We start from the raw sequence: 25,157 nt of genomic DNA on the forward strand, positions 1-25,157 counted from the left end.
GCTACAACCCCTGTTTCTTTAGGGGTTGTAATGCGCCTAAGCAGGCGCCTTTGTTTTTATCAGTTGTGACTAGCAGAAGTTGTTATCGGGGTTTTATTGGGAGCATCGTGTTGGCAAAGGTTTTTGAGAAGGCGACAGTTTTAGATAATGCTCTGCTAGCAGATATATTGCAGCAAGTTCACCCGCTGATTGGTCAGGGAAAAGTTGCTGACTATATTCCCGCGTTGGCTGAAGTCTCAGCTGATAAACTCGGTATTGCTGTCTGTACACTTGATGGCAAGATATTTCAGGCTGGGGATGCCAATGAGCGATTCTCAATTCAATCGATTTCGAAAGTATTAAGCCTAACATTGGCATTATCGCGTTACGGTGAACAGGAGGTATGGCAGCGAGTTGGCAAAGAGCCATCCGGTCAGCCATTCAACTCACTGGTTCAGCTAGAATTAGAAAAGGGTAAACCGCGCAATCCTTTTATTAATCCGGGGGCGCTGGTGGTGTGCGATATGCTGCAAAGCCGCCTGAGTGCACCGAAACAGCGGATGTTGGAAGTGGTACGTCAACTGGTGAGTGACGATAGCATCAGCTATGATCCTCGAGTCGCTCGCTCGGAGTTTGAGCACTCAGATCGTAACGCAGCCATCGCCTATTTGATGAAATCTTTTGGAAATTTCGAAAACGATGTGCTGACGGTACTTCAGACCTATTTTCACTACTGCGCCATGCGCTTAAGTTGTACCGAGCTGGCCCGCTGCTTTGTCTATCTGGCGAATCAGGGGCGCAGCATCGGTGGACATGATCCATTGATTACGCCGATGCAGGCGCGGCAAATCAACGCCCTGATGATTACCAGTGGTATGTATGATGGAGCTGGTGAATTTGCCTTTCGCGTGGGTATGCCAGGAAAATCAGGGGTGGGTGGTGGCATCATCGCCATTGTGCCAGATGAACTCTGTATTGCTGTTTGGTCACCTGAATTAGATAGCGCAGGGAACTCTCTCGCCGGAACCGCTGCCTTAGAGCTACTGGCACAGCGGATTGGTCGCTCCATTTTTTAAACCGTTTTTCAGGAGTCTTATGTTACATAAAATGAAAGCATTACGAACCGCAGGTTTGGCAATATTAATGCTGACCACCTGGCAGGCGCAGGCTGAATACCAGTGCAGCGTAAAACCACAGGATGATGTGATTATCAGCCCGCAATCTGTACAGGTAGTGGGAGCTAGCGGCAATTTGCAGATTTCACCCGACGGTGATGTTATTCGTAATGGCAAAACATTGACGCTGACAGATGCACAGCGCCAACAGGCATTTCGCTATCAGACTGCATTGCGTAAAGATTTGCCTTGGATAGATCAAGGTGCGCAACAACGTTTAGAGAAAGCACGAGTCTCGTTAGATAAAGTGATTGTTAAAGAGCTGGGCAGCAACAGCAATGTGCGTAACCGCCTGACCACGCTTAATGATCAACTAAAGCAGCAGATGAGTCGTATTATTGAAAAGCGCAGTGATGGTTTAACCTTCCATCATCAGGCTATTGATCAAGTTGAGAAAGATGGCCGGCAATTGGTGCAACAAAGTATGGGCGGTGTGTTGCAAGACAGCCTGAATGAGATGGGGGTCAAGCAAGCGACCAGCGGTGCGGGTAATAATCCATTGCAGGCCATTATGGGCAATTTGGGTGGGTTACAGCAGGCCATTCAGAATGAGTGGAACAGTCAGGAGCAGGATTTCCAGCAATTTGGTCATGAAGTCTGTGGGCGAGTGACTGCGCTGGAGCAGCAGCGTAAAGATCTACTCAAAGCATTAAATTAATACCTTGCTTCAGATTTAGCAGGTTCAGACTGAGGATGTCGTCTGAACCTGTTTTCTATCCATTAGCCCATTAGCCCATTAGCGATAATCAGACTTATAAAAATAGCTCTAACAGTGAGTTAAGGAATAGTTTTCCTTTTTCGGTAATTTGCCAGTACTCCTCTGTTTCAATTAAATACTCTTTTGCTAGTGCCTCATCCAATTGCGGGCGGATCGTACTTTCAGCCAAACCGGTAAAGTGGTAGAAATCCGCGCGTGGCGCAGCTTCTAGCAGGCGGAAACGGTTCATAAAGAACTCAAAAGGTCGATCGGCGGCTTCCACTTCATATCTCTTATCCAGGTATTTACCCTGCATAAAACCACGGGGATGCTTGGTCTTTATCGTGCGTAAAATTCGCCCATCGCTGAAAGTTATTTTACCGTGCGCGCCACAACCAATGCCCAAATAATCGCCAAAACGCCAGTAGTTAAGGTTATGTTGGCATTGATAACCCGGCTTGGCATAGGCCGAGGTTTCGTATTGCTGATACCCAGCAGCACTGAGCAGCTGATGGCCTTGTTGGAAAATATCCCACAGTGCATCATCATCTGGCAGAATTGGCGGGCGTGAACTGAAACCGGTATTCGGCTCGATAGTCAGCTGATACCAAGAGAGATGGGGTGGTTCCAGCGCAATCGCCTGACGCAAGTCGTCCAGCGCTTCCTCTAACGTCTGATCGGGTAAGCCATGCATCAAATCCAGATTAAAACTGCGCAACTCCAACGAGGTTGCCAGCTCTGCGGCACGTTTAGCCTCATCTGGCCCATGGATCCGCCCAAGGCGCGTCAACTTCTCAGCGCTAAAACTTTGCACACCAATAGAGATGCGATTGATACCGGCGCGTTGATAGCCGCTGAAACGATCAGCTTCGACTGCGCCGGGGTTAGCTTCCATGGTAATTTCAGCATCAAATGCTACGGGCAATCTGGCGCGAACACCATCGAGTAACTGTTGCATTGCCTCGGCACTGAGCAAGCTTGGGGTGCCACCGCCAATAAATATGGTGCTGATTTCACGGCCACTGACCAGCTGCGCGTCTACATCAAGGTCCGCCAATAAGTGCTCTACATACTCCTGATGGGGTACATCGCCTTTCAGCGCATGGGAGTTAAAGTCGCAGTAAGGGCACTTCTGCACACACCAGGGAATATGAATGTAGAGGCTGAGCGGAGGTAATTTAAGCATTGCGCAGCGCATCCAACATCATTTTCAGGGCTTGACCACGATGAGATACCGCATGCTTCTCTTCGCGGGTCAATTCTGCTGCGGTTTTGCCCAGCTCTGGTACATAGAAAATAGGGTCATAGCCAAATCCGGCAGTACCCGCAGGCTGACGGGCGATCACGCCAGGCCATTGGCCGTGAAACACCAGCGGCGTTGGATCATCACCATGGCGCATATAAACCAATACGCAATGAAATTGAGCGCTGCGCTGTTCGTCGGGAATATCTTTCAGTGTTACCAGCAGCTTATCGAGGTTCTGTTGATCACTGGCATCAGCACCGGCAAAACGTGCGGAGTAAATTCCCGGCGCACCACCCAAAGCATCAACAGCTAAACCTGAGTCATCGGCGATGGCTGGCAAACCGGTTGTCTGTGCGGCATGGCGCGCTTTTAATATGGCGTTTTCGATAAAAGTTAAGCCAGTTTCTTCGACAGACTCAACGCCCAGATCGGTTTGCGCGACGACATCTAAGCCGAAATCAGCAAGCAAACTTGCCAGCTCACGCACTTTTCCGGGGTTGCCGGTAGCTAATACTATTTTTTGCATGAATGAATCCTGAATTTTTAGCTGATACTTCTTGCTGAGACTTAATGGCCTGACGGGGAGATATCACTCAAGCAGTGCCGCAACTTCCGGCGGTATCTGTTGCGGATTGACGATTTTAATCTGTTTGTGCCGCCCCAACTCGCCCTTTTCGATAATCACCTGGCTTTTCGCTACCCGGAACTGTTTAGCGATAAATTTGATTAAGTGAGCATTGGCTTGCCCATCAACGGGAGGGGCAGTAATGGCGACTTTCAATTCATCGCCATGTAAACCGACTATCTGATCACGGCTGGCTTTCGGCTGAATATATAGCCTGAGCACCACTCCGTCCAGCAAGGATGTTGCTGCACTCACAGCATAACCCAAAGCTCACCCAACATATCCATGCCTAAGAAATTGATCAGATACAAAATAAGAATAACCACCATGGCTGAGAAATCGATACCGCCCATGGCCGGTAAGATGCGACGAATCGGGGCCATTAAAGGCTCGGTTAGCTGATAAAGCAGGTAGTCCATCGGGCTGCGGCCCTGACTGACCCAGCTCATTAGTGCGCGAATAATCATGATCCAGAAAATCAGATAACCAGCGGCTTTAAACAGGGCAATAACCCCAAACAGTAAATTATAAGGGCTGAGGGATATCGAGCCGCTACCAATCAGCAATAGCAGTGGGAATTTAATGGTCATCAACAAGTACGCTAATAGCAATGATGCACTGTCGATTGGCCCTAGCGACGGGATAATCCGGCGCAGCGGCCCCACTATTGGTTGTGTTATTTTCACCACAAATTGCGAAAACGGATTGTAGAAATCGCTGTGAACCCACTGCATCCAGATGCGCAACAGCAGTACCATCACATACAGGTCAATGACCGTTTTGGCCAGAAAAGTCAGCGTTAGCATGAGTTGCTTTCGTCCTTAATATTAGATATTCGCGTACATTACCGGCCCCTATCTTAACGAGAAAGTGTCAGAGCCAGTGTCGGTTTTTGTAAATATTGTCGTCGTTAGAACAGCTTTTCCATCTCTTTCGCTCGCGAAATAGCCGCTTGCATAGCAGCGGCGACGGTTTCAGCCAAGTGTTGCTCACTAAATACCCGAATGGCTTCAGCCGTGGTCCCACCTTTAGACGTCACTTGCTGACGCAGTGTTGAGATAGGTAGTTGCGGGTTGGCTTCCACCAGCGCAGTGGCGCCAGAAGCGGCTTGTTGTACCAGCAGACGGGCGGTTTCACTGTCAAAACCTAACCGCTCAGCTTCTTGCTGCATCGCTTCCATAAATAGGAAGATATAGGCGGGTGCACTACCCGCAGCGGCAATCACACTATTGATGCCATTCTCGTTATTCACCCAACAAACTTTACCCACTGAACTCATCAGTGCGGTAGTGAAATCGCGATCATCCTGCGAAACCTGTTCTGGAGCATATAAGCCGCTCATCCCTTTCCCAATCAGTGATGGGGTATTGGGCATAATACGCACCAGATTGAGTTTATCGCCCAATAATGCATAAAAGCGCGAAACCAGAACACCAGCAGCAATGGAAAGTACCAGTTTATCGGTGAAGTCGACATTTTCCTGCAACGGCTGGCATACATCGGCCATTAATTGGGGCTTAACCGCCAAGATAACCACGTCGGCCTTTTGTGCCTCGCCGATATTATCATCGCTACTGATAACACCAAACTCAGCGGCCAGAGCGTCACGATTCTTACCTGAAGGCGCACAAACGCTGATTTTTTTTGTGGGATAACCACCGGCAACCAAACCTGCGATAATCGCGCGAGCCATATTGCCCGCGCCGATGAATGTAATGTGGCGATGTTGCATTGAATTCTCCTATACCCTTCGTACTTGGAGCCGCAGCGGTGTTAACTGCGCTCACTCACCCGAATCACTTACTGATGTAAGCTCATCGGGACTCATTCGTTTGCTGCCTTGCTGCAACTCCAATAACTTCGGGTAACCTGTTTCGGACTTGGCGCCGCAGCGGTAGCTGCGCTCACTTGTACTCTGGGTGTTTACGAACGGGCACCAAAAATGGCGGTGCCAATACGTACTAATGTACTGCCGGCAGCAATAGCTGCGGGCATATCATCTGTCATACCCATAGAAAGCGTATCCATCTGAGGATACTGGGCTTTTAAAGTCAAGAAAGCCTGATTCATTTGCTCAAATACTGCCAGTTGCCGCTGATAATCCGTTTCGGGGGCTGGAATGGCCATCAGCCCACGTAAATGTAAATTAGGCAGTTCGCTGATATTGGCTGCCAATGCCGGTAATTCCGCTAAAGTAATTCCTGATTTACTCCGCTCATCACTGATATTGACCTGAATCAGGACGTTCAGCACGGGCATCTCTGCCGGGCGCTGGGCACTCAAACGCTGTGCTATTTTTAGCCGATCAACGGTATGACACCAGGCGAAATTTTCTGCCACTAAGCGGCTTTTATTGGATTGCAGCGGGCCAATAAAGTGCCATTCAAGAAGACGGTTATAGGGCTTATTCGCGAAATAGTGGATTTTATCCACCCCTTCCTGCACATAGTTTTCACCAAAGGCATATTGCCCGGCGGCGATAGCTTCTTCGATAGCGGTCACAGGTTTGGTTTTACTCACTGCAAGCAAGGTAACTTCTTCTGGAGAGCGTGCGCAACTACGGGAAACTGTTGCGATCCGCACTCTGACATCCTGTAGATTCTGCTCAATTGTGCTCATATGGACCCAGGAGTTTGATATGGATTTCACCAGTCTGGATGATAAAAACTCAGAGCCGGATAACCCGGCATCTAACGGTATAGCCGCCAGATGCATTGATTTAGAAAATCCCGAACCTACCAATGATGGTTTCGACGAACAGGATTTCGCAAATAAGGTGGTGGCTAGTGTAAATCATAATGCGTCAGATCTGCACCTTTGTACTGGTTATCACCCGGTATTACGCATTGATGGTGAATTGAAAACCTTTACTCACTGGCCACGAGTTAATGCTGGCTGGCTCAATGGGTTAAGTCAGCACTTATTGAGTGAGGCGCAGCAAAGGCGATTACAACATTCAGGGCAGGTGGATTGCGCCTACACCACAGTGGCGGGGCAAAGGTTACGCGCTAATATTTTCCAGCAACGGCAGGGGCAATCAATTGCTTTTCGTATTATCTCTGCGGTTTGTCCGTCACTGACTGAATTAGACGCCCCAGACATCATTAGCCAACTTATTGAGCAAGAGAATGGATTGATTCTGGTGACTGGTGCCACAGGTAGCGGCAAATCCACTACATTGAGTGCGATGATGAGTGCCATTAATCAGCAGCAGGCTCGTCATATCATCACGCTCGAAGATCCGATCGAGTTTATTCATACCAGTCAATCATGTTTGATCCAGCAACGAGAACTGGGCAGCCATACCCACTCTTTTAGTGGTGCCTTGAGCGCAGCCCTACGACAAGATCCCGATATCATCCTGCTGGGGGAGTTACGGGATCAGGAGACGATCAGGTTAGCGCTGACGGCCGCTGAGACCGGGCATTTGGTATTGGCGACACTGCATACCCGCACAGCAACTCAGGCAATAGATCGGCTGGTGGATGTTTTCCCGGCGGCAGAGAAAACCGTTATCCAGGCGCAGCTAGCGGCTAGCTTGCGGGCTGTTATCGCGCAAAAGCTGTGTCAAAAGAGTGGGGGTGGGCGTATTGCAGTGTTTGAAATACTGACGCAGACCACTGCTGGCAGCCATTTGATACGCGAAGGTAAAACCTATCAGCTACCGACAGTGATACAGTCCGGTGGACAATGGGGAATGCAGACCTTTGAGCAGAGTATCGCGCAGCGACAACAAGAGGGAACTTTGGCGATTGAGAGCTGAATGTCAGGTCACTGATGGGTGAGTAAAGAGAGCCGCTAACACAGTAGCGGCTCCGGGTACGAAGGGGAATCTAGGCTGCGGGGATCTGCTGGGTAATGCAGTGAATATTGCCACCCCCTAGCAGGATCTCGCGGGCAGGAACACCGACAATCGCGTAGTCAGGGAACATTTGCTGCAATAGATCCTGTGCCAACCCGTCAGTGCGGTTATCCAGCAGAGGATAAATAATCTGCTGGTTACTGATCAGGAAGTTGACGTAAGAGCCAGCAAGCCGCTCGCCAGCGGCGCGTGGCACGGCATCGCTGGACAGCACATCGCAAGTCTCTTCTTCGGTGTTATACAGCGGGCCAGGAGCGGGTAGCTTCCAGATTTTTAGCTTACGGCCTTTGGCATCGACGGAATTAGATAGCACATCAAAAGCAGCAACTGAACGAGCGTACTGCGGATCCTGCTGATCGTCAATCCAATGTAGGGCGACTTCCCCGGGGCGGACAAAGCAGCACATATTGTCGATGTGACCATCAGTCTCATCGTTATAAACGCCGTTCTGTAACCAGATGAAATGTGTGACGCCAAGATATTCACGCAACAACTGCTCAATCTGCGCCTGATTCAGATGTGGATTGCGGTTTGGGTTTAGCAAGCATTCAGCGGTGGTCAGTAAAGTGCCTTCGCCATCGGTATGAATGGAGCCACCTTCTAGCACCAACGGAGCACTGTAATGAGCATTATTCAGGAAGTCACTCACCTGAACGGCAACTTTTTCATCTTGCTGCCAGTCGCTATACAAGCCGCCGTTAAGGCCACCCCAAGCGTTGAACTGCCAGTCAACAGCGCGGCGCTCACCAGCACCGTTGATGACCATGGTCGGGCCGGTATCACGCATCCAGGCGTCATCGCTGGCTATTTCTACCAAGGTGACACTGGCCGGCATGGTGGCTTTAGCCTGCGGCATAAACTCAGCAGGTACGCCCATAAACACCGATGTAGTGCGGCTGATGGCTTCGGCCACTTTGGCAAATGTCTGCTGAGCGGGGATACCTTTACCGCGCCAGTTATCCTGACGATAGGGCCACAGCATCCAGACAGCATCTTGCTTCGCCCATTCGGCAGGCATAAAGAAGCCGTCCTGTTGTGGCGTACCGGATAGTGCTTGAGAGGCAGGGCTTTGTAAAACTGAGCTTTGTAAAACCGAGCTTTGTAAAATCGTGTCTTGTGCAGACATAAATTATCTCCGGGTCTTGCCGTCAGAAGTGGCTAATGCCTGATACATTTCCGGGCGGCGATCGCGGAACAAGCCCCATGAGGCGCGCTGTGCAGCGATCTCCTGCAAATCAAACTCATGCACCAAAATGGTCTCATCAGTTTTGTTCGCCTGAGCCAGCAGGGCACCGGTTTGGTCTGCGATAAAGGAAGAGCCGTAGAAGGTCATTTCCAGGCCATCAATAAACTTGCTCTTCTCAGTGCCGATGCGGTTAGAAGCAATCACTGGCACCAGGTTCGCGGCAGCATGGCCTTGCTGGACACGGGTCCAGTGTGGCTGACTGTCGATTTCAGGGTAAGCCGGTTCAGAACCGATAGCTGTTGGGTAGAAGATAATTTCTGCGCCGAGCAGTGCCAGACTGCGGGCGGTTTCTGGGAACCACTGATCCCAGCAGATACCCACACCGACTTTGGCATAGCGGGTTTGCCAGACTTTAAAACCGGTGTCACCTGGGATAAAGAACTGTTTTTCTTGATAGGCCGGGCCATTTGGAATGTGAGTTTTACGGTACACATCCAGAACAGCGCCATCAGCATCAATCATGACCAGCGAGTTGTAATAGGCATTATTGGCTTTCTCAAAGAAACTCAGTGGCAATACCACTTGCAGTTCGGCTGCCAGCTTAGAAAAGTGTTTGATCAATGGACTATTATCCAGCTCTTGGGCCAGTGCATAGTGTTCCGGGCTTTGATCAATGCAGAAATAAGGCGCGGCAAACAGCTCCTGAATCAGAATTATCTGCGCGCCCTTGGCGTGCGCCTGACGTACCAGTTTCTCGGCATTTTCAATGTTCTTAGGCAGGTCCCAAGAACAGGCCATTTGAGTCGCAGCAACAGTTACTTTTGTCATGAGAAAACCTCAATAAATGTAAAAAACACCCGCGTGGGGTGTGCAATATTTTGAGCCGCTGATTGGCATAAAGAGAGTATACAATTCCGTGGGCGCAGGTGCCATGATATGCGTGGATCACCCAATCAGAACATGGGAACACTCGGTGGAGAACAGCCTCTGGCAAATAAAAAATAGCTTATTTAGCCAGCCTGTTCATCAAACCAACTTTCCAGAATAATGACCGCAGAAGCGGCGTCGACACTGCCTTTGTCCAGTGCGCGGTAGCCGCCACTGTCAAACAAATTGGCGCGAGCCTCGACGGTGCTGAGGCGTTCATCCTGTAAGGCTATCTGTACACCAAAGCGGCCATGCAGGCGGTTGGCGAACCGACGTGCACGGGCGGTCAGTGGTTGCTCGGTGCCATCCATATTTAGCGGTAACCCGACCACCACTAAATCAGGTTGCCACTCTTTCAGCAGCTTTTCGACCTTTTGCCAGTCCGGTGTGCCGTCCTGAGCTTTAAATGAGGTCAGTGCTCTGGCGGTACCAGTGACTTCCTGACCAATAGCTACGCCGATACTTTTGGTGCCAAAATCAAAGGCGACAATAGTGCGATTAGCCATTAAGCATGTCCTGCTTGCGGTGCAATATTAAAAATATTGATACCCAACTTGTTGGCTGCCGCTTGCCAGCGCTCAGCAATCGGGGTGTTGAATAGGATGTCGGTATCCGCCTCAATAGTCAGCCACGCGTTATCCAGCAACTCCTGCTCTAGTTGCCCCTGCTGCCAGCCCGCATAACCGAGTGCCACCAGTAGATTTTTAGGCTGCTCTGGTGTGCCAAAGGTCTCCAACACATCTTTAGAGGTGGTTATCATGGTATCGGGTGAAATTGGGATGCTGGAGCCGAAACCTTCTCGTGGCGAATGCAAGATAAATCCACGATCTTCTGCCAGCGGCCCGCCAGCTAATACCGGTTTATCCAGGCGTATGGAGGGGTCGCGCGGTGAAGGGCTGATTTTCAGTTTTTTCAGCACAGTTTCTACCGTGAACTGCTCCATCGGCCGATTAATCACCAAACCCATAGCTCCCTCTTCGTTATGCTCACAGATATAGATAACCGAGCGCATAAATTGAGGGTCCAGAAGTGACGGCATAGCGATAAGAAAATGATGCTGTAAATTCATTATGTTATATAGAGGATTCGCTGAGTTAAAGGGTGAACTGGTGTCAGTATGCGGATAAATGAGGATAAAGTCACGACCCCCTTCGCCCTTGAAGCCGCAGGGGTGTTGGCTGCGCTCACTCACCCGAATCACTTACTTGAGTAAGCTCATCGGGATTCGCTCTCTTGCCGCCTACCTGCAACTCCAATGGCTTTAGGGGGTATCCTTCGTCCTTGAAGCCGCAGGGGTGTTGGCTGTGCTCACTCACCCGAATCACTTACTTGAGTAAGCTCATCGGGATTTGCTCTCTTGCCGCCTACCTGCAACTCCAATGGCTTTGGGGGGTATCCTTCGCCCTTGAAGCCGCAGGGGTGTTGGCTGCGACTCCAGGTTTATGGGCAGGGTATCGGGCTTATTTATTCGCCAACCGAACTTCAATTGCATCCATCAACATACCGGTAATCGAAACATCCGGGAAGGCGGCTTCAATTTCACGTATGCAGGTTGGGCTGGTGACGTTAATCTCAGTCAGGCGATCGCCGATAATATCCAAGCCGACAAAAATTAAGCCTTTTTGCTTCAATACTGGGGCGACTGCACGGGCAATCTTCCAATCGCTCTCACTGAGTGGACGAGCTTCGCCACGGCCACCTGCCGCCAGATTACCACGGGTTTCACCCTGCGCCGGGATTCGTGCCAGGCAATAAGGCACCGGTTCGCCGTCGACCACCAAGACACGTTTGTCGCCCTCTTTAATGGCCGGCAGGAAGTTCTGCGCCATGCAGAATCGGCTACCCAACTCGGTCAGTGTCTCAATGATAACTGACAGGTTAGGATCATCTTGTTTCACGCGGAATATTGAGGTGCCGCCCATGCCATCCAGTGGTTTCAGGATGATATCGCCATGTTCCTGATGGAATTTACGGATATGATCTTTACTACGGCTAACCAGGGTGTCCGGCGTCAAGTCAGCGAACCAGGCGGTAAACAGCTTCTCGTTACAGTCGCGCAGGCTCTGCGGCTTATTCACCACCAAGGTGCCTTTATCTTCTGCACGTTCCAGAATATAGGTGGCATAGATGAATTCGGTATCAAAGGGGGGGTCTTTGCGCATCAGGATGACATCAAGATCATGCAATGGCAGGTCTTGCTCTGCACCAAAACTAAACCAGTCGTCTTTATCTTGCTTCACACTCAGCAAACGGGTGCGGGCGCGACCATCGCCGCCACGCATATAGAGATCCCCCATCTCCATGTAATGCAATTCCCAACCGCGGTGCTGTGCTTCCAATAGCATGGCGAAGCTGGAGTCTTTTTTGATGTTAATGGACGTGATGGGGTCCATTACGATGCCGAGCTTGATCATTATTCTCTCCTAATGGGAACGAATTTTATCCCAGATCGCCAAAACGCACCTGCAAAGCGGTGATTGCGGTAAGGGCAGTAGTTTCGGTACGCAGAACTCGCGGCCCTAGCAGGATATCAGTAAATCCAAGGCGTGAGGTCATGGCAATTTCATCGGCAGAGAGGCCGCCTTCCGGGCCAATCAACAAACGCACTTTGTTGAGCGACGGGGGGAGGGTGTTAATGCTGTTGCTGGCACGGGGATGCAGATTCAGCTTCAGGCTGTCATCTTGCTCTGCGCACCAATCGGCTAACTGCATCGCAGCACGGATTTCAGGAATAGTATTGCGCTCGCACTGCTCGCAGGCGGCGATAGCAATTTTCTGCCACTGCTGGATTTTTTTCGCCAGACGCTCACCATCCAACTTTACGCCGCAGCGCTCAGAAAACAGCGGAGTAATGACATTGACCCCCAGTTCAATGGATTTCTGAACAGTAAACTCCATTTTTTCGCCACGGGAAATCACCTGACCTAGATGCAGGTTCAGCGGTGATTCGCGGTCTTCCAACTGCCCTTCGGCAAGGCGAACGACCAGATTTTTTTTATCTACCCGGATGATTTTTGCGTCGAAAACCTGATTGCTGCCATCAAATAATTGCAGGCTTTGCCCTTCACCCATCCGGAGCACGCGGCCTACGTGATTGGCGGCTTCATCACTCAACGCCAGTTCGCTGCTCGCCTGCAAGGGTTGCGGATGATAAATGCGGGGTATACGCATGGGTTGCCCTAAGTCCTGAAACGAAAACATACCGCGCGGCTGATTGAGCCACGCGAAATAAATTAGTGCCTAAGGATACCAGAGGCAGGGAAACATCAGCCAATCGAAAATATCGCCCATACAGCAATCCTATTTATGAGGCGCATACGGGATTCGGATTGATTGACCAATATACTAGATTAGCCCTTTCGCTGCTGGCAAGCCCGTTGTACATAAGGGTTATGATTCCCTTGGGCTTTCGCTACTCGCTCGTCGCGCAAGCACTCCCAATCTGTCACCGGATATTGACGATCCCAGACAGCAAACAGTTTGCTTTGCTGGCTGGAGAGGCGCAGTTGATACTGCTCGCTCATATAAAAATAGGTCCGCGCGATCGCCCCACGAGCACGAGCAGGTGGCTCCGCAATCTTACTCTTAAAATCAACTTTCATCTCACACTGGCCATATTGACCGTTGCCGCCATTCCATTGGGAATACATGAAGTTATTACGGTCACCATTCACTTCGCCAATAGCTGGTTGCAGATTATGTAAATCTGTCTCTATCTGGCGATAGACCGGATCTTTAGCGCAGTTTTTACGGCCGCCTTGCTGCCAGCATTGACGCTGATGACCAAATTGCCAGGCCGGAACCACATGTTCCCACTCAATTCGCGCTGCTCGCTGGGCATTTTTTCTGGCTTGATAACCGCAGCTCTTCAGGTCAGGGATCCCTTTTTTACCTTGCCAATCAATTTTGCAGCCACAGTAAAAACTGCCGGGCGCATCCTGGTTAATTTTCGCGGCAACCGCTTTAGCCTGAGTAAAGTTATTGATGCTTTGACTGTAGACCGTCAGTGGCAGCAAAGGGGAGGATAAAACCAGCAGGAACAGAAAGTTGCGTAACATATCTCAAAACAGCCCAGTGATGAAAAGCAGGCAGGTTATCGATAATATTTATGGATGGCAAGTTAACGCGCTGTTTTATAACAAGTAACGTAAAACTCTAACAGCTATTTGTCGTGATAAATTGTAGCTTTTCGCCACACTGGCGGCAGCGGTATTCGCTCTCACCGCGCCGCACTTTATTGTGGCGGCGAATGGTTAAGGCGTGCTGCTGACATTTACATTGATAATTGAAGGTTTTGCTGCGCACCGAGGTCACTTCAAACTGGTGAGTACGGCTGGCCGGGACTTGCAGCACTTGCTCCATCATCCAGCGCCACTCCTTGCCATGGGGGGCCACTCGACCAAATTGACGATAAACCAGCAGATGGGCCAGTTCATGGGGTATCACTTCATCAATAAATGGCTGTTGATTTTCTAGCAATAATACCGGATTTAGGCGAATTTCGAAGGTTTGCAGATAGGCACTGCCCGCGCTAGTACCACGTTGATAATAGTTGATTTTTGGCTCCGGATAAGCGGTGCCAAAGTGCTGATTCGCCAGCTGCAATTTGTCGCGTAGACAGCGCATAACGGCTTGCTGTAACGCGATGGGGATTCTTAGTGCACTCATATGTTGGAAGAATAAAACGGTAGATAACCAGATGCAAGCCACTAGATTGGGCTAATTTCCCCTGCAGTTTGCTCGAAGGCTATTATCGGCGATAACGCGGCATACATAAAAAACCCCGCAGCACGGGGTTTTTGCAGTGCGATTCTGGTGGGTTAAAATTTATCTCAGACCCGCAGCATCACGCAGTATTTTGGCTTTGTCGGTTTTTTCCCAAGGGAACTCTTCGCGACCAAAGTGACCATAGGCGGCGGTGGCTTGATAGATTGGGTGTAACAGATCCAGCATTTGGATCAGGCCATAAGGGCGCAGCTCGAAGAACTCACGCACCAGAGTAATCAGTTGATCCTCAGAGACTTTCCCAGTGCCGAACGTTTCCACCATGATGGAGGTCGGCTCTGCCACGCCAATGGCGTAGGAGACCTGAATTTCACAACGGTCAGCCAGACCCGCCGCAACGATATTCTTCGCCACATAGCGGGCGGCATAAGCTGCTGAGCGGTCAACTTTAGAGGGATCTTTACCTGAGAATGCACCGCCACCATGACGCGCCATGCCGCCGTAGGTATCGACGATGATTTTACGCCCGGTCAAACCACAGTCACCCATTGGGCCACCGATAACAAAACGACCCGTCGGGTTGATATGATATTTGGTGTTTGCAGTGAGCCATTCGGCTGGCAGAACCGGCTTGATGATCTCTTCCATCACCGCTTCTTGTAAATCTTTCAGGCTGATATCTTCTGAGTGCTGAGTCGACAGCACTACCGCATCAATACCAACAATTTTGCCATCGTCATACTGGAAGGTCACCTGGCTTTTTGCATCTGGGCGCAGCCATGGCAAGGTGCCATTTTTACGCGCTGCCGCCTGGCGCTCAACTAAGCGGTGAGCATAGGTAATGGGGGCTGGCATCAAGACACTGGTTTCGTTAGTGGCATAGCCAAACATCAGGCCCTGGTCACCCGCGCCTTGTTCCAGTGGATCTGCACGGTCAACACCTTGATTGATATCAGGAGATTGCTTACCGATTGCGCTTAAAACGGCACAAGAGTTAGCGTCAAAACCCATCTCAGAATTGACATAACCGATTTCGCGCACAGTACGGCGGGTGATCTCTTCGATATCTACCCATGCGTTAGTGGTGACTTCACCGCCAACCAGTACCATACCCGTTTTGACATAGGTCTCGCAGGCAACACGTGCTTTTGGATCTTGCTCAAGAATTGCGTCAAGGACGGCGTCTGAAATCTGATCAGCAATTTTGTCCGGATGCCCTTCAGAGACCGATTCCGACGTAAATAAGTGTTTAGCCATTATTTTCTTTACCTTGAATACAAGTGAAATGTCACTGCATAGCGTGTGAGCCCAACAGCAAAAGCCGCGTTGGCGCTGACTTTTTGCGATTTTGCTCCGAACCACGCCCCTTTAGGCAAAGCCTTTAGCAGTCTATCAATTGAAAAACCGTTAGCGTTGATAACGTAACGGGAATTATAGCAATTTAAAACTATGGATGTATTAACATCTAGACGTCTATTTTAGGCCAAATTTTACCCTTAATGCCAGCGCTTTTTGCATCAAGATATTTCTTATTTCGGTTGCCCCTTGGTTTATTTACCGCTTGATACAGTTACAGGTCATTTTCATTTTGCATTTTACTTGCGTTATCGGTATAAACTGCGCGCGCAGCTTATTTGATACGCAATGATGAAGATGGCAGAAGATGACATTAGCTCATTGCTCGATTTTTAGTGTTTTACCCTCGCTGAGGGCGCTCAATATTGATGGGCGCTTAATGGTAGGTGGGCACTTCAATGGCAGCGTCATCAAACTGTGACCTAAATTGTCTATTAATAAAGTCTTGTCCGTTCATTGTGAGCGGCATGCGTGGAGGTGGTTGGATTAATGATCCGTTGTCTACTGGTTGCTGCACATCAACAGCTGCGTCGTTTTGACGTTCAATCCCCCCTTGCAACCTTCCTTTCTTGTACACCATCAACCCGATGTTACACCCACATGGGTGCGACTCAGGATTCGCGGGCAGGTTAACCACCGCCTGAAGCACTGAATCCGGCTAGCCTGAATACTTTGCGGCTAATCCGATTCACAAAATCTCAATACGTATTTACAGTCAAACGTATTTTACATTTAAACCTGTTTTACCCTTTGGGTAATGAATAGCTGAGTGATAAACCGCTCGTGGATGGCGCTTTCCAGCGTATTATTCTGCCAATTTGGCATTCACGCGGGTTGTCCTTGCTGGTTGTAGCTGCGATAGTGGCTGACTTTATCGTCAGTATCGCAATAGAGGCGAATTATGTCTGATGATAACTTGATTGGCCGTCCGTCAGCTGCGGGCGCACATGTTTCTTTACGCTCCATGCAGGAGGTTGCCATGAATGATCGTAATGCCAGCAAGATGCTGAGCACCTATAACGTCGCCTATTGGGGTGGCAACTATTATGACGTCAATGAGTTGGGTCATATTAGCGTTTGCCCTGATCCCGATGTTCGTGAAGCTCGTGTCGATTTGGCACAACTGGTCAAAGGAATGCAGCTTGAGCAGGGGCAGCGTCTGCCTGCGTTATTCTGTTTCCCACAAATTTTGCAGCACCGTCTGCGTTCAATTAACGGTGCATTTAAACGTGCGCGTGAATCCTTTGGTTATGAAGGCGATTACTTCCTGGTCTACCCGATTAAGGTCAACCAGCATCGCCGGGTAATTGAATCCTTAGTGAGTTCTGGCGAGCCGTTAGGGCTGGAAGCCGGCTCTAAAGCTGAAATGATGGCGGTTCTGGCCCATGCCGGTATGACCCGCTCGGTCATCGTCTGTAATGGCTATAAAGATCGTGAATATATTCGTCTCGCATTGATTGGTGAAAAACTGGGCCATAAGGTTTATCTGGTTATCGAAAAGATGTCAGAAATCAAAATGGTACTGGAAGAGGCCGAGCGCCTGAATGTGGTGCCGCGCTTGGGTGTTCGTGCGCGTTTGGCATCACAAGGTTCCGGTAAGTGGCAGGCCAGTGGTGGTGAAAAATCCAAATTTGGTTTGTCGGCTACTCAGGTGCTGCAACTGGTTGATATGTTACGTGAAGCCAACAGTCTGGAGAGCCTGCAATTATTGCATTTCCATTTGGGCTCTCAGCTATCCAACATCCGTGATATCTCCACTGGCGTGCGTGAATCCGCGCGTTTCTATGTGGAGCTGCACAAATTGGGTGTCAATATCCAGTGCTTTGATGTTGGTGGTGGTCTGGGTGTGGATTACGAAGGGACGCGCTCTCAATCTGATTGCTCGGTTAACTATGGCTTGAATGAATATGCCAATAACGTTATCTGGGGTATCGGTGATGCTTGTAATGAACATGGTCTGCCGCATCCCACTGTTATCACGGAATCTGGTCGCGCCGTCACTGCGCATCACACGGTGCTGGTCTCCAATGTTATCGGCGTAGAGCGTAATGAGTTCAGCGAGCCACTGCCACCAGCAGCTGATGCGCCTCGCGCGTTAGAAAGCTTGTGGGACACCTGGCTGGAGATGCAAGAGCCAGAAAACCGCCGCTCGCTGCGTGAATGGCTACATGATAGCCAGATGGATTTGCATGATGTCCATACCCAATATGCCCACGGTATGCTGGAATTGGCACAACGCGCCTGGGCTGAAGAGCTGTATCTGAGCATTTGCAATGAGATCCAAAAGCAGCTGGATCCAAGCAACCGCGCACATCGGCCCATTATTGATGAGCTGCAAGAGCGTATGGCTGACAAACTGTATGTCAACTTCTCGCTGTTCCAATCAATGCCAGATGCATGGGGTATTGATCAACTGTTCCCGGTGTTGCCATTGGAAGGTTTAGATAAGCCACCGGAGCGTCGCGCAGTGTTGCTGGACATTACTTGTGACTCTGATGGCACTATCGACCACTATATTGATGGTGATGGCGTGGCAACCACCATGCCAATGCCGCCATATGACGCAGAAAACCCACCGCTGTTGGGCTTCTTTATGGTCGGCGCTTATCAGGAAATTCTGGGCAATATGCATAACCTGTTCGGTGATACCGCGGCCGTTGATGTGTATGTTTTCCCTGATGGCACAGTTGAAGTTGAGCAAACTGATGAAGGCGATACCGTTGCCGATATGCTGGAGTATGTTCAATTGAATCCAGAGAAGTTGCTGGCTCATTTCCGTGATCAAGTGAAAGAGACGGATCTGGACACCGAGTTACAAGCTCAGTTTATGGAGGAGTTTGAAGCCGGTCTGTACGGCTATACTTATCTCGAAGACGAGTAAGTCACTCATTTGCTCTCTCGCGATTTAAGGGCGAACTTCGGTTTGCCCTTTTTTATTTCTGCTGTTCGGATGAGTGTTACGCCGCCCCTAAGTAGTTTTTAGCGGCATAGCGGACATTCTCTATCTCATCTAACAATTCAAACCATTCAGGTTGCAACTCCTGCAAATCAGTTTGCTGACGCAATTGCTGTTCGATTGTCATGCACAGCTGTTTTAGCCGTGGCACCCCGCTACATGCACAGCTACCATGGAATTTGTGAATCAGATTCAGGATATCGTCATCATCTGTTCCTGCCAAAATCGCCTGCACACGCTCTGTTACCTGCGGCATAAACGCCAACAGCATGGTGAGTAGATCTTTGGCGAGCGCCTCTTTATTTGCTGCCTGCCTTATAGCCAATGGCCAATCTATTGCCCCTGCATATACAAGCGGCACGATTAGCCGGATATCATCCTTCATCTCAAATGGTGGCGAACTATTGTGCTGATAACGGGAGAGCGCTTGTATCAATCGGGCTTCATCAATAGGTTTTGCCAGATAATCAGCCATGCCCAATTTTAATAACTGCTCTTGCTGCCCCCTGACCGCATGAGCGGTGACGGCAATGATCGGCGTGTCCAGATGATGGGACATCTGATGAATGATTTCACTGGCGCGGATGCCGTCAATTTCTGGCATTTGAATATCCATTAAAATGATATCCAAGGTATTTTCGCGGGCATAGGCAATGGCTTTCGCACCGCTGTCGCAGAGCACGGTTTCTGCAACTTGCTCTTCCAGCAGGGTGCCAATCAATTTCAGATTAGCTGGATTATCGTCAACCGCCATCACTTTGAACGGTAATTTAAGCGGTTTCTCTGCTTGCTCTTCAACCCGTGACACCTCAAGCGGCTCTTCAGATAAAAGTAAAGGAATCAAACGATTAGATGATAGTGGCTTGATGAGACATGCTTTTGCACCTAGCTGTTTAAGCTGCTCGGCTTCCACCTGTGACTGACTTGGCAGCGCCAGAATAACCCGCTCGGAGATCTTCATCGCCGCCACCAGTTTATCCTGATGAACAGCCATATTATTCCGGAACGGAATGGGTACGCCGACCAGCAGAAAATCATAATGTTGCACCGGTAATTGCGCTAATGTCGGGCTATGGGTTATCTGCAACGGTGTGATGCTGAGAATATCAAGTGCGGCCCTTGCTGCGGAGGCGTTGCGCTCAATATAGGCCAGCGTTTTCCCCTCTAAATATGACATATCAGGTTGGCGATAAGAGAGCGTTTCATTGAGATCCAGAGTGAGGTGGAATCTGAAGGTTGAGCCGCGATCTACCTGGCTGAGGAAGCTGATATCGCCCCCCATCTCTTTGACCAATCGTTCGGTAATCACCAGTCCAAGCCCTGTGCCGCCATGACGGCGTGAGATACTGGCATCCGCTTGACGAAACGCCTGGAATAGTTGGGCCTGCTGCGATTCAGAAATTCCGATGCCTGTATCCTGAATCTCAACCACTAGCGTCACTCTCTGCGCCGTTAGTACCTGCGAGGTAACCAGAATATCGATATTGCCCTGTTCGGTGAACTTAATCGCATTACCGAGCAAGTTCGTGACAATTTGCTGCAAACGCATCGCATCCCCGACCACCTGCTCAGGGACATCATTATTAATATGCAGTGTCAGTTCCAGCCCCTTCTCATGAGCTGTGTGCGCCAGCAGGATAATCACTTCATCCAGCGTGCTACGGAGCGAGAAGGGGATATGTTCCAAAATCAGTTTTTCGGCTTCCAGTTTGGAGAAGTCCAGCACGTCATTAATGATGCATAACAAATTATTGGCCGAGCGCTGGATCGTTTGTAAATAGTCGGTTTGCGTCGGTGTCAGTGATGTTTTCAGTGTTTGCCGGGTAAAGCCAATCACGCCGTTTAGCGGGGTTCGCAGCTCGTGGGACATGTTCGCCAGAAACTCCGATTTAATCCGAGCCGCTTCCTGAGCGCGCTTATTCGCCAGCCCAAGCTCGACGTTTTGTATCTCCATCTGCTCCAGTGTTTCTCGCAAATCGGATGTGGCTTGATCGATATTTTGCTGCATCTCTTCGTGATAGGCCGCCAGCGACATCGCCATCGAATTGATACCATTTTTCAAAATATTCAGCTCACCGAGCATATGCCCTTCGACGCGGCTATCTAACTGCCCACGGCGGATCCGGTCGACAGCATTCACCATGTTGCGGATCGGGCCGGTGACATCGCGCATCAGGCGATAAGCAAATAAAATCGCCACACACATGCAGAACAGCAGCAGTAGGGTCGAAATAAAGATCTCTTTATATTGCTGCAAACGCACGGATTGCAGATCCAGATCGATGGCGATATAGCCCAGTGGCCGACTGGTGATATCAGAATCTGACTCCCGATCACTGGATAAATTAGATTCGGAGACAATGGGCATACGCATGACCAGAGAGTCGCCACGGTAGGAGAGCATCAGCGAACGGGGGATGGGTTCGCCTTTGGGTAACCTTAATTGTGAGGAGTTGTAATTATAGTTAGATGTGACAAAAAGATGGTTATCTGCGTCGAAAACCGAAATTGACCGAACAATATTTGAGTGACGACGATGAAAGAGATTTATCAACTGTCGGACTGTATCGCGGTTACGGAAGGTCATTCCGTACTCACTGGCAACCGCCAGCGGCTCAATAATGTTAGTGCCAGCGTTAACTATTTGGTTTTGCAGTTCATTGTAGCGATTGACCATAAAGGAAGTGCTGAGTAACAGCCCAAGAAGCAGCGTGGGGGCCAGGATTAAAATCATCATGCGCGCGCGAAGACTGTATTTGGTCATGGTATTCCAATGTGGGAGAATTGGTAGCTTATAAAACTGACGCTCGATCAATCATTATGGCGCAATTCTACTCTGCAAACCGACGTGTGACGACCCGACAAACGATAACTGTGACCATAAACTCTCTCGGCCCTTTTGGTCAGGGCGTTGCGCGCCACTAGGGTAAAGCTATTTTTATCCTCGGCGCGGTGCCGGGAGAGCAAGCTGAAATTGAGCTGATCGAGCAAAAGCGCCAGTATGGACGTGGCAAAATTAAACGTTTGCTGAACCAATTCAGTGAAAGGGTCGCTCCTCCTTGCCCTCACTTTGGAATTTGTGGAGGCTGTCAGCAGCAACACGCCTGTTGCAACCGCTTTATCTGTGTCTATCCGCCTTACAGGTGGCGCAACGGCTAGGGCATGTGGGGCTGGTGTTGGCCGACAATGGGCCGTTGCTGGTTTTACGTCACCTTGATACCCTTAAACAGGCAGAATGCACCGCGCTAGCCGATTTTTCCAAACGTGAGCAGGTGACGTTTTATCTGACTGGCGACGGTGAGAATCTGGAAAAACTCATTGGTGAGGAACCCTATTACCAGATCGATGGTCTACGTTTAGCGTTTCAGCCGCGAGATTTTATTCAGGTCAATGATGCAGTCAACCAGCAAATGGTGGCTCAGGTTATCGCTGGCTTGATGTACAGCCACATGAGCGGGTGCTGGATCTGTTCTGCGGCATGGGTAATTTCACCTTGCCGCTGGCAAAGCGTGTGCGGGAAGTTGTCGGGGTGCAAGGAGTTGCGGCGCTGGTGGCGAATGGGCAGTATAATGCGCGGAATAATGCATTGCCCAAGGTGTCATTTTTTCATGAAAATCTGGAATTCGATATCAGTTGCCAGCCGTGGGCGGCTCAGGGATTCGATAAAGTATTATTAGACCCGGCACGCGCTGGCGCTGCTGGGGTTATGTCACATATAGTTAAACTGGCGCCAAAGCGGGTGGTGTATGTTTCGTGTAATCCCACTACGCTGGCACGGGATAGTCAGGTGTTGTTAGCCGCCGGTTACCGTCTTGCTCAGGTGCGAATGTTGGATATGTTCCCCCACACCGGGCATCTTGAATCTATGGCGCTGTTCATGCAGGCGTCAGGGGTCGCAAAGTAGGGAGAAGTTATGGTTGCGGTACGAAGTGCACATTTGAATCCAGCGGGCGAGTTTGCTCTCGACGATTGGATCGCCAGTTTGGGGCTTCCCAATCCGCAGTCATGTGAGCGATTAGCCGAAACCTGGCGTTACTGTGAGCAGCAGACGCAAAACCATCCCGACGCCTCGTTGCTGCTGTGGCGTGGCCTTGAAATGGTTGAAATTCTTTCCACCCTGAGCATGGATAATGACAGTATGCGCGCGGCGCTGCTGTTCCCGCTAGCTGATGCCAATGTGGTGGATGAAGCCACACTGACCGAGCAATTTGGCAAAGGTATCACCTATCTGGTGCACGGTGTGCGCGATATGGACGCCATCCGTCAGTTGAAAGCCACCCACAATGACTCCATGAGCTCCGAGCAAGTGGATAACGTGCGCCGTATGCTACTGGCGATGGTGGAAGATTTCCGCTGCGTGGTGATCAAACTGGCAGAACGCATCGCGCATCTGCGCGAAGTGAAAGATGCGCCAGAAGAGATCCGTGTTTTGGCCGCCAAAGAGTGCTCCAATATCTATGCGCCGCTGGCTAACCGCCTTGGGATCGGCCAGATAAAATGGGAGCTGGAAGACTTCTGCTTCCGTTATCTGCACCCTGACGAATATAAGCAAATTGCCAAATTACTCCACGAACGACGTATCGATCGTGAGCAATTCATTGATGACTTCGTTGCTTCATTGCGCAAAGCGATGGCGGATGAAGGTATCAAAGCTGAGATTTATGGCCGTCCCAAGCACATCTACAGTATCTGGCGCAAAATGCAGAAGAAATCGCTCGCTTTCGATGAGCTATTTGATGTGCGCGCTGTGCGGGTGGTGGTGGAGCGCTTGCAGGATTGCTATGCCGCGCTGGGGATTGTGCATACCCACTTTCGTCATTTACCTGATGAGTTCGATGATTACGTCGCTAACCCTAAACCCAATGGTTATCAGTCGATCCATACCGTGGTACTAGGCCCGCGCGGAAAAACCCTGGAAATTCAGATCCGTACCCGCCAGATGCATGAAGATGCCGAGCTGGGGGTTGCTGCGCACTGGAAGTACAAAGAGGGGGCGGTGGCCGCAGGCCGCTCGGGTTATGAAGGGCGCATTGCCTGGTTACGCAAACTGATTGCCTGGCAGGAAGAGATGGCTGATTCCGGCGAGATGCTGGATGAAGTGCGCAGTCAGGTATTTGACGATCGGGTGTATGTGTTTACCCCGAAAGGTGATGTTATTGATCTCCCTGCCGGTTCTACGCCACTGGACTTTGCTTACCATATCCACAGTGATGTCGGGCACCGCTGTATCGGTGCAAAAATCAGTGGGCGTATTGTGCCCTTTACCTATCAATTGCAGATGGGTGATCAGATTGAAATCATCACTCAGAAACAGCCAAATCCAAGTCGCGACTGGCTGAATCCTAACCTCGGTTACGTCACCACTAGCCGTGGGCGATCCAAGATACATAACTGGTTCCGAAAACAAGATAGAGACAAGAATATTCTTGCTGGTCGGCAGATGTTGGATGACGAGCTAGAGCATATGGATATCAGCCTGAAAGAGGCTGAGAAGCTACTGGTTCCACGCTATAACATGAATTCTATGGATGAAGTGTTGGCGGCCATTGGTGGTGGTGATATCCGTCTGAATCAGATGGTAAACTTCCTGCAGGGGAAACTAAACAAGCCGACGCCGGAAGAGGCTGATTTAGAAGCATTACGCCACCTGAATAATAAAACGCAGCAACCACCGCGTAATGCCAGCAAAGACAGCGGGCGCATCGTGGTCGAGGGCGTCGGTAATCTGATGCACCACATTGCTCGCTGCTGCCAGCCGATCCCCGGTGATGAAATTATTGGTTTTATCACGCAGGGGCGGGGGATATCGATCCACCGTGCCGATTGCGAGCAGTTGGCTGAGTTGCAGTCTCATGCGCCAGAGCGGATTGTTGATGCCGTCTGGGGTGAAAGCTACTCCAGCGGCTATTCGCTGGTGGTGCGGGTCACCGCCAACGATCGCAGTGGTCTGCTGCGCGATATCACCACCATTTTGGCGAATGAAAAAGTCAATGTACTGGGGGTTGCCAGCCGTAGCGATACCAAAAAGATGATGGCAACCATCGATATGGATATCGAGATCTATAACTTGCAGGTGTTGGGTAGGGTGTTAGCCAAGCTGAATCAGTTGCCGGATGTGATAGATGCCCGTCGCCTCCACGGCAATTAAAACTATCTATACCCAAAGCCATTGGAGTTGCAGGTAGGCGGCAAGCAAACAAATCCCGATGAACTTACTCAGGTAAGTGATTCGGGTGAGTGAGCGCAGCTAACAACCCTGCGGCTTCAAGGACGAAGGGTATAAGCGGCCTCAGCCGCTCTGGCATATTGATATTGGGCAGTGCTCGTCCTCCTCACGTACTGCGTGTACGCTCCGGGGGCTGTGCGCTGGCCGCAATCAATCTGCCTGCTGCCGCTGCCTCTCGAATGTTAAAAACCAAAAAA

At 50.2% G+C, this 25,157-nt stretch carries 22 protein-coding genes and 1 pseudogene; 7 read left to right on the top strand and 16 right to left on the bottom strand.

Going from position 1 to position 25,157, the window contains the following annotated elements; all coding sequences use genetic code 11:
• Window positions 1-95: 95 nt before the first annotated feature.
• On the top strand, window positions 96-1,055 hold the full coding sequence (glsB, locus tag AACW11_RS20145; RefSeq protein WP_212585409.1) for a glutaminase B: 960 nt from the start codon (window positions 96-98) through the stop codon (window positions 1,053-1,055).
• 19 nt (window positions 1,056-1,074) lie between these two features.
• Entirely contained in the window at window positions 1,075-1,812 is a 738-nt protein-coding gene (locus AACW11_RS20150) for a YggN family protein (protein ID WP_212585313.1), read from the top strand.
• A 94-nt stretch (window positions 1,813-1,906) separates the two neighbouring features.
• Here the strand turns inward: AACW11_RS20150 and hemW are convergent, their stop codons facing one another.
• The 6 genes from hemW to AACW11_RS20180 all read right to left on the bottom strand — a co-directional run bounded on the left by hemW (window position 1,907) and on the right by AACW11_RS20180 (window position 6,341).
• A complete protein-coding gene (hemW, locus tag AACW11_RS20155) occupies window positions 1,907-3,037 on the bottom strand; it encodes a radical SAM family heme chaperone HemW (RefSeq protein ID WP_212585314.1) in 1,131 nt (376 codons plus the stop codon).
• Window positions 3,030-3,623 (bottom strand): XTP/dITP diphosphatase, encoded by a 594-nt coding sequence (locus AACW11_RS20160; protein WP_212585315.1) that lies wholly within the window; start codon window positions 3,621-3,623, stop codon window positions 3,030-3,032. The genes hemW and AACW11_RS20160 overlap by 8 nt, the downstream gene beginning before the upstream one ends.
• A gap of 63 nt (window positions 3,624-3,686) precedes the next feature.
• Window positions 3,687-3,977, bottom strand: a complete 291-nt coding sequence (gene yggU, locus AACW11_RS20165) for a DUF167 family protein YggU (RefSeq protein WP_212585316.1) — start codon at window positions 3,975-3,977, stop codon at window positions 3,687-3,689.
• The gene (locus AACW11_RS20170; RefSeq protein ID WP_005279463.1) at window positions 3,974-4,528 is read right to left on the bottom strand and encodes a YggT family protein; all 555 of its coding nucleotides are present in this window, start codon (window positions 4,526-4,528) and stop codon (window positions 3,974-3,976) included. The genes yggU and AACW11_RS20170 overlap by 4 nt, the downstream gene beginning before the upstream one ends.
• Window positions 4,529-4,632: 104 nt before the next feature.
• The gene (gene proC / locus AACW11_RS20175) at window positions 4,633-5,454 is read right to left on the bottom strand and encodes a pyrroline-5-carboxylate reductase (protein WP_212585317.1); all 822 of its coding nucleotides are present in this window, start codon (window positions 5,452-5,454) and stop codon (window positions 4,633-4,635) included.
• 191 nt (window positions 5,455-5,645) lie between these two features.
• Window positions 5,646-6,341: a YggS family pyridoxal phosphate-dependent enzyme gene (locus AACW11_RS20180; protein ID WP_212585318.1), complete on the bottom strand. Its 696-nt coding sequence runs from the start codon at window positions 6,339-6,341 to the stop codon at window positions 5,646-5,648.
• Window positions 6,342-6,360: 19 nt separating this feature from the next.
• Here AACW11_RS20180 and AACW11_RS20185 point away from each other — a divergent pair, with 19 nt between their 5' ends.
• Window positions 6,361-7,485, top strand: a complete 1,125-nt coding sequence (locus AACW11_RS20185) for a type IV pilus twitching motility protein PilT (RefSeq protein ID WP_212585319.1) — start codon at window positions 6,361-6,363, stop codon at window positions 7,483-7,485.
• Between the two features lie 70 nt (window positions 7,486-7,555).
• On the opposite strand, the gene aguA is transcribed toward AACW11_RS20185, so the two are convergent.
• The 9 genes from aguA to metK all read right to left on the bottom strand — a co-directional run bounded on the left by aguA (window position 7,556) and on the right by metK (window position 15,679).
• Window positions 7,556-8,710: an agmatine deiminase gene (gene aguA / locus AACW11_RS20190; RefSeq protein ID WP_283049523.1), complete on the bottom strand. Its 1,155-nt coding sequence runs from the start codon at window positions 8,708-8,710 to the stop codon at window positions 7,556-7,558.
• 3 nt (window positions 8,711-8,713) lie between these two features.
• The gene (gene aguB / locus AACW11_RS20195) at window positions 8,714-9,598 is read right to left on the bottom strand and encodes an N-carbamoylputrescine amidase (protein ID WP_212585320.1); all 885 of its coding nucleotides are present in this window, start codon (window positions 9,596-9,598) and stop codon (window positions 8,714-8,716) included.
• 182 nt (window positions 9,599-9,780) lie between these two features.
• Entirely contained in the window at window positions 9,781-10,203 is a 423-nt protein-coding gene (gene ruvX, locus AACW11_RS20200) for a Holliday junction resolvase RuvX (protein ID WP_005157116.1), read from the bottom strand.
• Complete coding sequence (locus tag AACW11_RS20205) at window positions 10,203-10,766, bottom strand: YqgE/AlgH family protein (RefSeq protein WP_212585321.1); 564 nt, start codon at window positions 10,764-10,766, stop codon at window positions 10,203-10,205. The genes ruvX and AACW11_RS20205 overlap by 1 nt, the downstream gene beginning before the upstream one ends.
• 391 nt (window positions 10,767-11,157) lie before the next feature.
• On the bottom strand, window positions 11,158-12,111 hold the full coding sequence (gene gshB, locus AACW11_RS20210) for a glutathione synthase (protein ID WP_212585322.1): 954 nt from the start codon (window positions 12,109-12,111) through the stop codon (window positions 11,158-11,160).
• Between the two features lie 25 nt (window positions 12,112-12,136).
• Window positions 12,137-12,868, bottom strand: coding sequence for a 16S rRNA (uracil(1498)-N(3))-methyltransferase (rsmE, locus tag AACW11_RS20215; RefSeq protein WP_212585323.1), 732 nt, complete (start codon window positions 12,866-12,868; stop codon window positions 12,137-12,139).
• Window positions 12,869-13,047: 179 nt separating this feature from the next.
• A complete protein-coding gene (gene endA / locus AACW11_RS20220) occupies window positions 13,048-13,755 on the bottom strand; it encodes a deoxyribonuclease I (RefSeq protein WP_212585324.1) in 708 nt (235 codons plus the stop codon).
• A 97-nt stretch (window positions 13,756-13,852) separates the two neighbouring features.
• Entirely contained in the window at window positions 13,853-14,365 is a 513-nt protein-coding gene (locus AACW11_RS20225) for a SprT family zinc-dependent metalloprotease (RefSeq protein WP_212585325.1), read from the bottom strand.
• A gap of 159 nt (window positions 14,366-14,524) precedes the next feature.
• A complete protein-coding gene (gene metK / locus AACW11_RS20230) occupies window positions 14,525-15,679 on the bottom strand; it encodes a methionine adenosyltransferase (RefSeq protein ID WP_212585326.1) in 1,155 nt (384 codons plus the stop codon).
• A gap of 588 nt (window positions 15,680-16,267) precedes the next feature.
• Here metK and AACW11_RS20890 point away from each other — a divergent pair.
• Together AACW11_RS20890 and speA are read left to right on the top strand one after the other, a co-directional pair.
• A complete protein-coding gene (locus AACW11_RS20890) occupies window positions 16,268-16,411 on the top strand; it encodes a hypothetical protein (protein WP_445285835.1) in 144 nt (47 codons plus the stop codon).
• A gap of 268 nt (window positions 16,412-16,679) precedes the next feature.
• Window positions 16,680-18,659 carry a biosynthetic arginine decarboxylase gene (speA, locus tag AACW11_RS20235; RefSeq protein ID WP_212585327.1) on the top strand — a complete coding sequence of 660 codons (1,980 nt, stop codon included), beginning with the start codon at window positions 16,680-16,682 and terminating at the stop codon, window positions 18,657-18,659.
• Between the two features lie 76 nt (window positions 18,660-18,735).
• Here speA and barA read toward each other — a convergent pair whose 3' ends face one another.
• Window positions 18,736-21,498, bottom strand: a complete 2,763-nt coding sequence (barA, locus tag AACW11_RS20240; RefSeq protein WP_212585328.1) for a two-component sensor histidine kinase BarA — start codon at window positions 21,496-21,498, stop codon at window positions 18,736-18,738.
• Between the two features lie 170 nt (window positions 21,499-21,668).
• Between barA and rlmD the strand changes: the two are divergent.
• Both rlmD and relA read left to right on the top strand, forming a co-directional pair.
• Window positions 21,669-22,638: pseudogene (gene rlmD, locus AACW11_RS20245) on the top strand (23S rRNA (uracil(1939)-C(5))-methyltransferase RlmD).
• 9 nt (window positions 22,639-22,647) lie between these two features.
• Window positions 22,648-24,882, top strand: a complete 2,235-nt coding sequence (gene relA, locus AACW11_RS20250; protein ID WP_212585329.1) for a GTP diphosphokinase — start codon at window positions 22,648-22,650, stop codon at window positions 24,880-24,882.
• Window positions 24,883-25,157 lie beyond the last annotated feature (275 nt).

It is taken from the genome of Yersinia sp. Marseille-Q3913 (genome assembly GCF_963892745.1).
GTDB classification, from domain to species: domain Bacteria; phylum Pseudomonadota; class Gammaproteobacteria; order Enterobacterales; family Enterobacteriaceae; genus Yersinia; species Yersinia bercovieri.